We start from the raw sequence: 11,234 nt of genomic DNA, 5'->3' as shown, positions 1-11,234 counted from the left end.
GAACAGGGGGCTGCATCGTGGATGAAAATCGTGTCCCTGTGGATCGCAGCTACCGCGATCAGTATGGGGTTACCGTGCACGTCATTGGCTGGGACCGGGAACGCCAGCGAGTCATATTCCTGCGAGACGGCTACGAACATGAGTGCATGCAGCCTGTCGAGCAATTCAGAAAGAAATTTACGGGGCCGTTATGAGCATTAAGTTGATGTCTCAGGTCTGGGAGGTCCAAAGCCTGACGCAGCCACGCAAGATGCTGCTATTGGCGGTGGCCGACTTTGCAAACGATGAGGGGCATAGCTGGCCGTCAGTCGAAACGCTGATGCGCAAATGCAGCTTTAAATCCGATAGCGGGGTGCGCCGCGCCCTGGCCGAATTGTCCGCCGCCGGCTGGTTAAGTAAATCATCCCGAAGCGTCAAAGGGGCGAACGGTCGCCGGCAGCAGGGCAGCAATACCTATCAGCTGAATCTGGCTAAACTCCTGGCCGAGTCACTGGCCGAGCCTGTACGCCGTACAGTCTCAAAGCCCGCTATTGAGCCTGTACAGGATGAAGGCTCACAGCATGAACCCTCATCACATGAAGGTTCACAGGATGAGGGCTCACCAGACCGCGAAAATCCGAATCTTGAGCCTGTACCCGGTGCACCCGATCCGTCAGTAAGATCAACACCAGATCCATCAAATAAAAACACTTTTGGGCAACCGCCTGCGGCGGCAGCCCGGGAAGAGGAATCTTTTCAATCAAAAATAACCACAGACCAGGCGATCGCGGTACTGGATCACCTGAATAAACTCACTGGCGCCCGTTACACCAAGATCCCCACCACGCTGCAAAACATCCGCGCCCGGCTTACCGATGGCCACACCGTTGAAGAACTGGTCCTGGTTGTTGATTACCTGGTTGCGCTATGGCTAGGCACCAAATGGGCAAAATTTCTAAACCCCGAAACGATGTTCCGCCCATCAAAATTCAGTGGAAATCTTCTGGGTGCCCAGGCTTGGAATAGTGAAGGCCGAAAATCCAACTCTCAGTTAAATCAGGAAGCTGATCACTCAGAACGCGACGCCGCCTATGGACGCTACCTCAAACGTTCGTTGGACAACAAATCAAAAAGCCTTATTGAAACGGCCGCGCGGAAAGACGCCGACAGCGCCAGCGTTAAGTCCATGCGGGAGGATTTCGCCAAATCCACTTGGAATAAAATATGGGCCGAGTGCAGCCAGCGCCAGGCCGGGGAGAAAGCAGCATGACACCTTTTCAAAAAGAATCAGCTCTGGCAGAAAAGTTGGAAAGTCAGTACCAATGGCGCCGGGCCGCGCGGCAATGGTTAGTAGTTCTTGATATTGCACCAGCTACCAATGAGCGCCTGCGTGACCAAATTATCAGCCGTCGGGCCCGGTGCAGCAGTTACGGAAATTTCTACTGCGGTGATTACTCCGGAATTTCTGAAGCGCGGCTGGTGGATCACACCGATATGGGGGTGGCCGCATGAAAATTGATAGCCGCTCCCTGGCACCAGGCGTTAAAAATGTCATTTGTGTGTCTGGTGGCAAAGACAGCCTCGCCACCTGGCTGCTGGCGCGGGAGGCTGGCGTTGACCATTTCGCCGCATTCGCCGATACCGGCCATGAGCACCCCATCACCCTGGCATATCTCGATTATTTGGAAACCAACTTAGGTCCTATTCGCCGCGTTAAGGCTGATTTTACTGATCGCATCGAGGGCAAGCGCAAGTTTATTGCCGAAGTTTGGCCGGTTTCGCTGGTGGAGGAATGCGGTTTTACGCCGGAGCGCGCAACGGAAATCATCGAGAAAGCATTGTTCATTCTGCATCCTACAGGTATCCCATTCCTCGATCTCTGCATGTGGAAAGGGCGATTTCCTTCGTCACAACGGCGGTTCTGCACCACTGAGCTGAAACACGAACCCATGCGCCTGCAGGTAATTGAACCCTTGACCTCTGCCGGTACCGAGGTCGTGAGCTGGCAGGGTATTCGAGCCGAAGAATCGAAGGAACGAGCAAAGCTTTTCCCCTGGGAGTCCGGTTTCGATATTGGACCGCGGCTAAGTATCTACCGCCCAATTCTGGATTGGAAACACGCGGATGTTTTTGCCCTAGCGCGGCGGCACGGCATTGACCCAAATCCACTCTACAAAATGGGCTGTAGCCGTGTGGGTTGCATGCCATGTGTTAATGCTCGCAAAGGCGAGTTGGCTGAGATATTTAGCCGGTGGCCTGAAGAGATCACCCGCGTTGCAGCATGGGAACGGCTGGTCAGCGCATGCAGCCGCCGACAGAATTCAAGCTTTTTTACTTCAACCATGGATCCGATGAACTCAGAACGCCGTAGCGAGGTTATTACTTTGGAATCGCATGGCATTGAGGCATACCGCGACTGGGCCATGACAACTCGCGGCGGACATCAATTTGACCTGCTGGCAGAGGCAAGTGATCACTCCGTCTGCAACAGCGTATATGCGGGGGTGTGTGAATGAACCACTACTGCGTTGCGCTGGAGCAACTCCACCGTCAACCCGCCCACAAACTGAAAGAGATTGGCGATCAGTGGCGTACTCCGGATCCGCTATTCTGGGGCATTAACGCTATGTTCGGCCCGCTTGTCCTGGACCTGTTTGCCGACGAGAGTAACGCCAAATGCGAGGCGTTTTACTCCGCGGCTGACAATGCGCTGTCGCAGGACTGGTCGGCACGTCTAGTGGAACTCAACGGGGCCGCATTCGCTAATCCTCCTTACTCCCGCGCCAGCCAGCACGACGGCCAGTACATTACCGGTATGCGGCACATCATGGCCTACGCGGCGGAAATGCGGGAACGGGGTGGGCGGTATGTGTTTTTGATTAAAGCTGCCACATCCGAGGTTTGGTGGCCGGAGCAGGCCGACCATATTTCATTCATCCGTGGTCGTGTCGGTTTTGACGTTCCTGTCTGGTTTAAACCCTCAGATGAACAGCAGGTGCCCACCGGCGCGTTTTTTGCGGGCGCCATCGCGGTATTCGATAAAAACTGGCGTGGCCCGGCCATGGGTTATGTCAGCCGCGATCAACTCGAAGCCCAGGGCAATGCCTTTCTTGCGCAGATCAGGCGCGAGGCGCAACGCATAAACCACCAGCAAAATATTCCAGAAATTATTCCATTACCGGAAACCAATAACAAAGTATGGCCGGAAGAGGTCCATTTCTTATTTGACCAAGTGCCTGCTGCCGAAAATCTGCCGGCCGAGCTGCAAAACAAAATTCGTCATCACATCCATCGAATGAAACTCGATGGCATGCCTACCGACGCCATTATCAGCCAGACCGTGAAATTAACTGCAGCCATGGGAGCAACAGCATGAGGGAAATCATTGTTGATAATTTTGCCGGCGGCGGCGGCGCCAGTACGGGAATAGAAATGGCCACTGGTCGCAGCGTGGATATTGCCATTAACCATGACCCAAATGCGATCGCTATGCACCGGACCAATCACCCTGACACGTTGCACTTATGCGAGTCGGTTTTTGATGTCGATCCGATTGCGGCATGTGGCGGCCACTCGGTGGCTTTGGCCTGGTTCAGTCCCGATTGCCGCCATTTTTCAAAGGCAAAGGGTTCGAAGCCAGTGAAAAAGGAAATTAGGGGCTTGGCCTGGATAGTCATTCGGTGGGTGCTGAAAAAACGTCCTCGGGTGATCCCACTGGAAAACGTCGAGGAGTTTAAAACGTGGGGGCCGCTATTGACGGGTGCCGACGGTTTCGAATATCCCGATCCTGCCCGGGCAGGGGAAACGTTCGCTGCGTTCGTCGCGATGCTGACGACCGGTATTTCTGCTAACCACCCTGCATTGAATGAATGCTGCGAGGTGCTGGGTATCGCATCGGACAGCGATGACCGCCGCCGCCTGGTCGCCGGCCTGGGATATATAGTCGATTATCGAGAGTTGAGGGCATGCGATTACGGCGCACCAACCATTCGGAAGCGTTTCTTTATGATTATGCGTTGCGATGGTCGGCCTATTGTCTGGCCGGAACCGACTCACGGCGATCCGAAATCACTGGAGGTTCAGAGCGGGAAACTTAAGCCCTGGCGCACCGCGGCGGAGTGTATCGACTGGTCTATCCCATGTCCGAGCATATTCGAGCGCAAGCGGCCATTGGCCGAAAATACCCTAAAGCGGATCGCGCGCGGCATCCAGCGCTTTGTTATCGATAACCCGGCGCCGTTTATTGTAAAGTGCAATCACTCCACCAAGGATGGCTCTTATGATTGTTTCCGGGGCCAGTCAATCGATGAGCCACTGAAGACCATCACCAAAACACACGGCTATGCGCTGGTAAGCCCGGTAATAGCTGGAGCTGGTGGCCCTAAATTTCAGGCGAAACCGCGTTCGGTAGAACAGCCGCTGCATACGCTATGCAACACGAACCATTCTTGTCTTGTGGCGCCGGTTATCGCCCGTATAGGGCAAACGGGCTTCGGCGGTGACCGCATGGCCTACAGCCTGGAAGGCCCGCTAACCACAGTGACAAGCAAAGCCGAACATCTGCTGGTGGCCCCGATCATTGCCCACCAGTTCGGCAACAGCGTCGGCCACTCCGCCGATGAGCCCAGCGGAACGATCACTGCCGGCGGTGGAGGAAAAAGCCAGCTTGTTGAAGCCTTTCTGGCAAAACATTTCGGCGGCAATTATTCGGGCCCGGGTGCCAGCCTGGACGAACCAGCCCATACGGTGACGACGGTCGATCATCACGCCCTGGTTTCCGCACAGCTGGTGGGTTGCGGTGGCCGCGCCGGACAAAGTCGTCCGCGCGACGTCAGCGAGCCATTACAGACGGTGACTGCGAAAGCGGATTCAGCTCTGGTTACCTCCCATCTGATTAAGCTCCGCGGCACCTGCAAAGACGGCCAGCCTGTCGCGCAACCTATGCCTACCATTACCGCCGGTGGGATGCATATCGGCGAGGTGAGGGCGTTTTTGCTGAAGTATTACGGTAATGAAAAAGAGGGGCTGGACATTACCGAGCCGCTTCACACGGTAACCAGCCGGGACCGGTTTGGCCTAGTTACGGTCGAAGGTGTGGATTATCAGATAGTCGATATCGGCATGCGCATGCTGCAACCGCATGAGCTCTACGCCGCTCAGGGCTTCCCGTCTTGGTACGTTATCGATCAGGATTACCGCGGCAATAAATACGCAAAGGATAAGCAGGTTGCCCGCTGCGGCAATGCCGTCCCGCCGCCGTTCGCCGAGGCGCTAGTTCGCGCCAATCTGCCGGAGTTATGCCAAGCCAAAGCCGAGGAAGCCGCATGATCTTGATGCTTCCATTTCCACCCAGCGTGAACAGTTACTGGCGGTCCCCGAATAGGGGGCCGTTGGCCGGCGCCCATTTAATCAGTGCGAAAGGGCGGCTATTCCGTACGGATGTGCTGGCGTCAATCCTTGAGGTGTTTCACAGATATCCCATTTCGCTGGTGGATGACGTGAGTGTTTCCCTTGTGCTGTACCCGCCGGACCGCGCCCGCCGCGATCTCGATAACTACTTTAAAGCCCTTTTCGACGCATTAACGCATGCCGGCATCTGGAAAGACGACAGCCAGGTGAAACAACTCACCGCCTGCTGGGGGCCGGTAATGAAAAATGGCCAGGTGAAAATAACGATCAGTGAATTCATTCAGGAGGAGGTAGCCGATGCATAACGCAATTACGGCAGGACCGATCATGATGTCGAGCCGGGAGATTGCCGCCCTGGTTCAAAGCAAACATGGGGATGTGAAACGTTCGGCTGAGCGCCTGGTTGCCGCTGGAATTTTAACCGCGCCGTTGGCGCAGTTCGATTTCGAACACAACGGGAATAGCTATACCGAGTACCGGTTCAATAAACGGGATTCCCTGGTGCTGGTGGCCCGTCTCTCTCCTGAGTTCACCGCCGCGGTTGTGGATCGCTGGCAGGAACTGGAAAAGCAGATCACGGTCCCGCAATCTTTGCCGGAAGCACTGCGCCTGGCCGCCGATTTGGTCGAGCAAAAACAGGCGTTAGAAAACCAGCTGGCTACGGCGGCACCAAAAGCGGAGTTCGTGGACCGGTATGTTACAGCCACCGGCTCAATGTCGTTCCGCCAGGTGGCAAAGTTGCTCAACGCAAAAGAGCCCGAATTTCGTCTGTTCCTGCTGGACCGCCACATCATGTACCGGCTCAACAATATTTTGACGCCGCACCACCAGCACACCGACGCCGGCCGGTTTGAGGTAAAGACCGGTACCACAACGACATCGAATTACGCATTCAGCCAGGCCCGGTTCACCGCCAAGGGCGTTAAGTGGATTGCCGGCCTGTGGGCGGAGCACGTTACCCGCGGGAGTCTGGTTTGAGAGCAATATTAACCCCGTGCCTGCAGCGCGACCTGGGCCTGGTGCTGTTCCGCCCGGGCGGCGACCTGCTGCCGATGTTCACTGCCGGACGGGTGCTGATCAGCAACGAGCCGGAATTCATGAAGCATTTGCCTGCCGGCGCGCTGGCGGACGCGGCGCAAACCCTGGCCGATGATCCGGCATTAACCGGGTTTTTTACTGATGAGCGCGTCATCGCGGCGGCCGGCCATGTAGATGGGCTGGAATCCTGGCTCGAGCAGCGCGCGGCCGGGTGCCAGTGGTCAACTAATGATTTTCACATGACCGAAATGACGTTTCGACGTTATGACCACGGTTCAGTCCGGCTGTGCTGGCATCATGATCACAAATTTCAAGGGCTGGCGATGGAGAAGCTGGGCGAAATCGCATTTCACAATCTGGCTGATTGGATTTTGGATACCGTCCGCAGCGCGTTCATGTTGCCAGCGGACCGGCAAATCTCATTACCTGAACTGACATGTTGGGCAATGCTGAAAAACGTGGTTCAGGCGACGCCTGAATGGTCGGCGCGCAAGATATTAAAAATGCCGGAGCCTGAACCCATTAAATCTGTTATGCGGGAATCCACCATAGAGCCGTTTGTATCAGCCACCGCTGTGCTGGTGGAGCAAGCTAAGCCTGTGCTGGCGCTGGCAATCGACCCTGAACCGCCGGAGTCGTTCATGTTGATCCCGAAACGGCGGCGCTGGACGAATGAACATTACACCCAATGGGTAAAAGCGCAGCCGTGCGGCGGTTGTGGCAGCCCGGCGGACGATCCGCATCACATTACCGGCCACGCCCTGGGCGGCATGGCTACCAAACCACACGACCTTTTCACAATACCACTGTGCCGGCGGTGCCATGACGAACTGCACCGGGACACGGCTGCATTCGAGGGAAAACACGGCAGCCAGCTGGAGATGATGGTACGAACAATAGATCGGGCGCTGGCGCTCGGCGTGATCAGTACAGGCAAATCAAAATAGGGGAAACCATGCGCGACATTCAATTAGTACTCGAACGGTGGGGCGTCTGGGCGCGTGATAATTCCAGCGTTGATTTTTCGCATATTGCCGCAGGCTTCAAGGGGCTTCTGCCACGGACAGGTAAAACATTCGACTCTTGCTGTGACGATGACGGGCTGATCATAGATTCTGCCGTACTGTGCCTGCAAAAAATCAGGAGGCCTGATGAATATAATTTGGTCTGCTTGCATTATATTTATGGCGCATCAAAGTCTGCAATAGCACGGTGGTTTAGATGTAACGAGCGGGAAATAAGGCGGCAATTACAAGTCGCCGAAGGGTTTATTGATGGATGCCTATCAATGACCGGTGCGGTTTTAGAAATGGATCCTTATATTCAGAAGCAAAATATTTATGGTTATGAAGAAAAAACACTATCTCGGCCCGAAAAAAGTGTTGTAGTGTGCTAAGAGTAGTTGCAACGCATGAAGCTTATCATTTGAACCCTGCCATTGAGCGGGGTTTTATTTGCATGGAAAAGTAAACAAAACTGTTGACTTGGTAAGCATAATTGTTTACTATAATCCCATGTTCAACAGACAGGGGGAGAAGTGAAGCAACGCGAGTTCAGGCGATGGCTTGAATCTCAAGGGGTTGAAGTTTCAGACGGCACCAATCATCTGAAGCTTCGATACAAGGACCGACGCAGCGTGATGCCGAGGCACCCAGGGGATGAAATCAAAGAGCCACTCAGAAAAGCCATTATCAAGCAGTTAGGTCTTTGATAATCACCAGCCTCGAAAGGGGCTGGTACTCGCGCAGGTTCACTATGACAATATGCGATATCCAGTAACTTTACAGCCAGACACCGGCGGATTTGTGGTGTCATTCCCGGATATCCCCGAGGCATTAACGCAGGGGGATAGCCGGGAGGAAGCGTTAGCGATGGCGCTCGACGCGCTGGTGACGGCGTTCGATTTCTACTTTGAGGATAACCGGCCGGTTCCGGCGCCCAGCGCGATAACCGGCGATTATGTTGATGTGCCGCTGAGCGTGGCATCTAAAGTGATGCTTCTGAACGCCTTCATCGAGTCCGGCTTAAGCCAGGTCGAGCTGGCGGCTCGGATGGGAGTGAAAAAACAGGAAGTGACACGGCTGTTTGATCTGCATCACTCAACGAAAATCGACACCATACAGCGCGCCATGTCGGCGCTCGGCCGGCGGTTGGAGTTGCAGGCCGCTTGATTTGCTCGGAGTACGATAGACACCCCGTTTCGGCGGGGTTATGGTGTTATGAAAGTTAAAATTAAACTATAATGCATCAATTCTTGATATAAACCAGGCGGGAAGGTCCGATGAGTCGTGTTCATAATAATTCCGATGATTCAAACTATGATTGGGATTTTTATCATCTCGCGATTCGCAACTGTGATATTGCTGTCTGCGAGGCCAATGCAATAAGTAATGCTATTGGTGTAAGGCAGACTGAGCCTTATAAAGCTTGGTCAACATATATATTTACACGTATATGTGCCCATGCCTCATTTTTGATGGCTGCCACTCCAATTTCACGATGGTCAAAGCGAGAATATGAGAATTGGGATGTTTCCTCCATAGCCCCTCATGTTAGAGCTATAATGGAAGGCGAAATACTTTTCTATTACATATCTAAAGATCCACTATCGCTGGAAGAGTGGAAAGCAAAATTAAACGTAATGCATTTAAATGACTGTGTAAAAGAATTGAATTACTTTCAAATAATGATGAGGAAAATGACAATGAACTGCCTTTTACTTTCAGCAAAGAGAAGAAATTATTGCTCGGTTAACTGGAAATGCTTTTTCAATCTCTTGATGTTTCAATTAAAAACGCGCTATAGCTGGTAAGTTACTAACAATATATTCCAGAGATGAGTTACTGAACGAAATGGGGATCGATAAAATCCATTTCAAAAGACATTCGATCTTTTATCACACTATACTCACATTTTACCAATTTCCTTCTATCGAAGTGAAGCAAATGGGCGTGGTACAGGTTGCATAAATAGCACTGATTTCAACTACATGTGGGCTTTTATCAATATCGCTACTGAATCACTGGAACGCTGTACAAATAGAATGTTGGTTTTGTTTTCAGACGTTGCAAATAAAAGAAAAGGATTGAAATCAAAATTTCCAATGGGCCCAAAAACTAGAAAGTAAATATCAAAGCTGCTCTATGAATTAACACAATGTAAAAGAAATTAATCAAGAAAATTTTTTCGCTAATACAACATCTCAATTTTATCGTGTTAGTTATATTGAGATCGATCCACACAACCATAAATTTAAAACCTCGGAACATCGGGGGGGCCGGAGCATGTCCAAAATGCCTGAAAAAATAACGACGGTCGGGGCGTATTCGTCTTCCGGTCTACTGATTGCGCTGGGAAAATTTATTGATTGGTTTCGCCACGTCGACTGGAGTCAGGCAGCGATCATTTTCGGGATAGTGCTCGGTATCGCTACCTATTTTACGAATCTCTATTTCCAGCGCCGCCAGACCAGGGCGATTGAAGCGGCCGCCCGCGAGGGGAAAACTATTATACCGAGGCCGGAATAATGGCGATGTCTCCCGCGTTACGCAAAAGCATCATTGCCGCCCTCAGCGGCGGGGCAATGACCATAGCAGTTGCGCTGCTGGGCGGTCCCAACGGCCTGGAGGGGCGGCAATACCTGCCCTATCAGGATGTGGCCGGGATCTGGACCGTCTGCGATGGCCACACCGGGCCGGATATTATCAAGGGTCGGCGCTATACCGATGGCGAATGCGACGCACTACTGGCAAAAGACCTGGCGCCGGTAAAAAAGGCCGTCGATACGGCGGTAAAAGTCCCCATCAAAGACACCACCCGCGCCGCGCTTTACTCCTTTACCTATAACGTGGGGGCCACGGCGTTTCGTCACTCTTCTTTGCTGCGCAAGCTTAACGCCGGCGACACCCTTGGGGCATGCCAGGCGCTGCGCCAGTGGATCTATGCCGGCAACCGGGCCTGGAAGGGGCTGATGCAACGGCGCGAAATTGAAACTGACCTGTGTACCTGGGGTGACGTATGAACAAAATAGCGGTTGCGGTAACGGCCATCATTGCCCTGATCATTGGCGTTCTGAGCTGGGTGGCATTCCACTATTACGGCAAATACGCCGAGGCGCAAACGACCAATGCCGCTCTGATGCAGGAAAATCAGGCCAACGCGGCCGCCGTGCAGAACCAGGCCAATCTGTTCAATCTGTTTAACACCATCGCCGGGACAACCCTCAATGCACAATCCAACAATACCGCTGCTGGCCAGGACCGGGAAACCGTTATCCAAACGGTTATCAAAACTGAGCCCTGCGCTGTTACCGTTGTTCCTGCTGCCGCTGCTGATGTCCTGCTCAAACACTATAACGAAATACGAAAAGACGCCGGTGACGCCGATCCCGTCCAGCCTAACAGCGCAGTGCCAAATCAGCCCGCCGCCCAGTGAGCAATTAACCTGGGGCGATGCGCTGCAATGGGATGAGTTGCTGCTAACTGATCTGCAGAACTGCAACGCGCAGCTGGCCGGCATCCGTAAAATCGAACTGGAGAGGCAAAATGAATAAATTGTGGGATTGGTTCGGTCTTTCTTATTCGTCGTTTCTGGTGCTGCCACGCTCATTGATGCATGAAATGCCGGAACAATGGCAAGAGAAAATGGCGGAATTGCTTCATGAATACGATGAGACGTTTGATACATCGGGTGTATGCCAGCAAGTGATCGTTTGCGCCAAAACGAGGAAAATAGGTTTATGCATCTTCCCCAATGGCTGCTGAATTATCGCCATCCTGACAAAAACAATCAACGCACACCGCATAGTC

General features: G+C 53.1%; 18 protein-coding genes. All 18 read left to right on the top strand.

What is annotated here, in order from left to right; all coding sequences use genetic code 11:
- Positions 1-17: 17 nt before the first annotated feature.
- The 18 genes from GTU79_RS21315 (at position 18) to GTU79_RS21235 (ending at position 11,189) form a co-directional block, all read left to right on the top strand.
- On the top strand, positions 18-194 hold the full coding sequence (locus GTU79_RS21315; protein ID WP_203524660.1) for a DUF4222 domain-containing protein: 177 nt from the start codon (positions 18-20) through the stop codon (positions 192-194).
- Positions 191-1,249 (top strand): conserved phage C-terminal domain-containing protein, encoded by a 1,059-nt coding sequence (locus GTU79_RS21310; protein WP_203524659.1) that lies wholly within the window; start codon positions 191-193, stop codon positions 1,247-1,249. The genes GTU79_RS21315 and GTU79_RS21310 overlap by 4 nt, the downstream gene beginning before the upstream one ends.
- Positions 1,246-1,491 (top strand): PerC family transcriptional regulator, encoded by a 246-nt coding sequence (locus GTU79_RS21305; protein ID WP_203524658.1) that lies wholly within the window; start codon positions 1,246-1,248, stop codon positions 1,489-1,491. Before GTU79_RS21310 ends, GTU79_RS21305 begins: the two co-directional genes overlap by 4 nt.
- A complete protein-coding gene (locus GTU79_RS21300) occupies positions 1,488-2,495 on the top strand; it encodes a phosphoadenosine phosphosulfate reductase domain-containing protein (protein ID WP_203524657.1) in 1,008 nt (335 codons plus the stop codon). Before GTU79_RS21305 ends, GTU79_RS21300 begins: the two co-directional genes overlap by 4 nt.
- A complete protein-coding gene (locus GTU79_RS21295) occupies positions 2,492-3,355 on the top strand; it encodes a phage N-6-adenine-methyltransferase (RefSeq protein WP_203524656.1) in 864 nt (287 codons plus the stop codon). Before GTU79_RS21300 ends, GTU79_RS21295 begins: the two co-directional genes overlap by 4 nt.
- Positions 3,352-5,307, top strand: a complete 1,956-nt coding sequence (locus GTU79_RS21290; RefSeq protein ID WP_203524655.1) for a DNA cytosine methyltransferase — start codon at positions 3,352-3,354, stop codon at positions 5,305-5,307. Before GTU79_RS21295 ends, GTU79_RS21290 begins: the two co-directional genes overlap by 4 nt.
- On the top strand, positions 5,304-5,693 hold the full coding sequence (locus GTU79_RS21285; RefSeq protein ID WP_203524654.1) for a RusA family crossover junction endodeoxyribonuclease: 390 nt from the start codon (positions 5,304-5,306) through the stop codon (positions 5,691-5,693). The genes GTU79_RS21290 and GTU79_RS21285 overlap by 4 nt, the downstream gene beginning before the upstream one ends.
- On the top strand, positions 5,686-6,366 hold the full coding sequence (locus tag GTU79_RS21280) for a phage antirepressor KilAC domain-containing protein (RefSeq protein WP_203524653.1): 681 nt from the start codon (positions 5,686-5,688) through the stop codon (positions 6,364-6,366). The genes GTU79_RS21285 and GTU79_RS21280 overlap by 8 nt, the downstream gene beginning before the upstream one ends.
- Positions 6,363-7,373, top strand: a complete 1,011-nt coding sequence (locus GTU79_RS21275; RefSeq protein WP_203524652.1) for a DUF968 domain-containing protein — start codon at positions 6,363-6,365, stop codon at positions 7,371-7,373. The genes GTU79_RS21280 and GTU79_RS21275 overlap by 4 nt, the downstream gene beginning before the upstream one ends.
- 8 nt (positions 7,374-7,381) lie before the next feature.
- The gene (locus GTU79_RS21270) at positions 7,382-7,822 is read left to right on the top strand and encodes an antiterminator Q family protein (RefSeq protein WP_203524651.1); all 441 of its coding nucleotides are present in this window, start codon (positions 7,382-7,384) and stop codon (positions 7,820-7,822) included.
- 141 nt (positions 7,823-7,963) lie between these two features.
- Complete coding sequence (locus tag GTU79_RS21265; protein WP_203524650.1) at positions 7,964-8,137, top strand: type II toxin-antitoxin system HicA family toxin; 174 nt, start codon at positions 7,964-7,966, stop codon at positions 8,135-8,137.
- Between the two features lie 52 nt (positions 8,138-8,189).
- The gene (locus GTU79_RS21260; protein WP_203524649.1) at positions 8,190-8,597 is read left to right on the top strand and encodes a type II toxin-antitoxin system HicB family antitoxin; all 408 of its coding nucleotides are present in this window, start codon (positions 8,190-8,192) and stop codon (positions 8,595-8,597) included.
- Positions 8,598-8,707: 110 nt separating this feature from the next.
- Positions 8,708-9,238 (top strand): hypothetical protein, encoded by a 531-nt coding sequence (locus tag GTU79_RS30710; RefSeq protein WP_253073389.1) that lies wholly within the window; start codon positions 8,708-8,710, stop codon positions 9,236-9,238.
- A gap of 472 nt (positions 9,239-9,710) precedes the next feature.
- Positions 9,711-9,953 (top strand): phage holin, encoded by a 243-nt coding sequence (locus tag GTU79_RS21250; RefSeq protein ID WP_203524648.1) that lies wholly within the window; start codon positions 9,711-9,713, stop codon positions 9,951-9,953.
- Complete coding sequence (locus tag GTU79_RS21245; protein WP_275956903.1) at positions 9,953-10,447, top strand: lysozyme; 495 nt, start codon at positions 9,953-9,955, stop codon at positions 10,445-10,447. The genes GTU79_RS21250 and GTU79_RS21245 overlap by 1 nt, the downstream gene beginning before the upstream one ends.
- Positions 10,444-10,860, top strand: coding sequence for a hypothetical protein (locus tag GTU79_RS21240; RefSeq protein WP_203524647.1), 417 nt, complete (start codon positions 10,444-10,446; stop codon positions 10,858-10,860). Before GTU79_RS21245 ends, GTU79_RS21240 begins: the two co-directional genes overlap by 4 nt.
- Complete coding sequence (lysC, locus tag GTU79_RS31555) at positions 10,760-10,978, top strand: Rz1-like lysis system protein LysC (protein WP_420854198.1); 219 nt, start codon at positions 10,760-10,762, stop codon at positions 10,976-10,978. Before GTU79_RS21240 ends, lysC begins: the two co-directional genes overlap by 101 nt.
- Positions 10,971-11,189 carry a hypothetical protein gene (locus tag GTU79_RS21235; protein WP_338091426.1) on the top strand — a complete coding sequence of 73 codons (219 nt, stop codon included), beginning with the start codon at positions 10,971-10,973 and terminating at the stop codon, positions 11,187-11,189. Before lysC ends, GTU79_RS21235 begins: the two co-directional genes overlap by 8 nt.
- The last annotated feature ends 45 nt before the right edge of the window (positions 11,190-11,234 follow it).

This window comes from Sodalis ligni (assembly GCF_016865525.2).
Taxonomy (GTDB): Bacteria; Pseudomonadota; Gammaproteobacteria; order Enterobacterales; family Enterobacteriaceae; genus Acerihabitans; species Acerihabitans ligni.
Note: the sequence above shows the minus strand (reverse complement) of the source record. Positions and strands in the feature narration are given on the sequence as shown.

Bases quoted from the DNA above. Each gene is read 5' to 3' on its own strand.
- lysC (WP_420854198.1), top strand. From the start codon at position 10,760: ATGTCCTGCTCAAACACTATAACGAAATACGAAAAGACGCCGGTGACG.
- GTU79_RS21310 (WP_203524659.1), top strand. From the start codon at position 191: ATGAGCATTAAGTTGATGTCTCAGGTCTGGGAGGTCCAAAGCCTGACG.
- GTU79_RS21235 (WP_338091426.1), top strand. From the start codon at position 10,971: ATGAATAAATTGTGGGATTGGTTCGGTCTTTCTTATTCGTCGTTTCTG.
- GTU79_RS21260 (WP_203524649.1), top strand. From the start codon at position 8,190: ATGCGATATCCAGTAACTTTACAGCCAGACACCGGCGGATTTGTGGTG.
- GTU79_RS21250 (WP_203524648.1), top strand. From the start codon at position 9,711: ATGTCCAAAATGCCTGAAAAAATAACGACGGTCGGGGCGTATTCGTCT.
- GTU79_RS30710 (WP_253073389.1), top strand. From the start codon at position 8,708: ATGAGTCGTGTTCATAATAATTCCGATGATTCAAACTATGATTGGGAT.
- GTU79_RS21305 (WP_203524658.1), top strand. From the start codon at position 1,246: ATGACACCTTTTCAAAAAGAATCAGCTCTGGCAGAAAAGTTGGAAAGT.
- GTU79_RS21240 (WP_203524647.1), top strand. From the start codon at position 10,444: ATGAACAAAATAGCGGTTGCGGTAACGGCCATCATTGCCCTGATCATT.
- GTU79_RS21300 (WP_203524657.1), top strand. From the start codon at position 1,488: ATGAAAATTGATAGCCGCTCCCTGGCACCAGGCGTTAAAAATGTCATT.
- GTU79_RS21290 (WP_203524655.1), top strand. From the start codon at position 3,352: ATGAGGGAAATCATTGTTGATAATTTTGCCGGCGGCGGCGGCGCCAGT.
- GTU79_RS21295 (WP_203524656.1), top strand. From the start codon at position 2,492: ATGAACCACTACTGCGTTGCGCTGGAGCAACTCCACCGTCAACCCGCC.
- GTU79_RS21270 (WP_203524651.1), top strand. From the start codon at position 7,382: ATGCGCGACATTCAATTAGTACTCGAACGGTGGGGCGTCTGGGCGCGT.
- GTU79_RS21285 (WP_203524654.1), top strand. From the start codon at position 5,304: ATGATCTTGATGCTTCCATTTCCACCCAGCGTGAACAGTTACTGGCGG.
- GTU79_RS21280 (WP_203524653.1), top strand. From the start codon at position 5,686: ATGCATAACGCAATTACGGCAGGACCGATCATGATGTCGAGCCGGGAG.
- GTU79_RS21245 (WP_275956903.1), top strand. From the start codon at position 9,953: ATGGCGATGTCTCCCGCGTTACGCAAAAGCATCATTGCCGCCCTCAGC.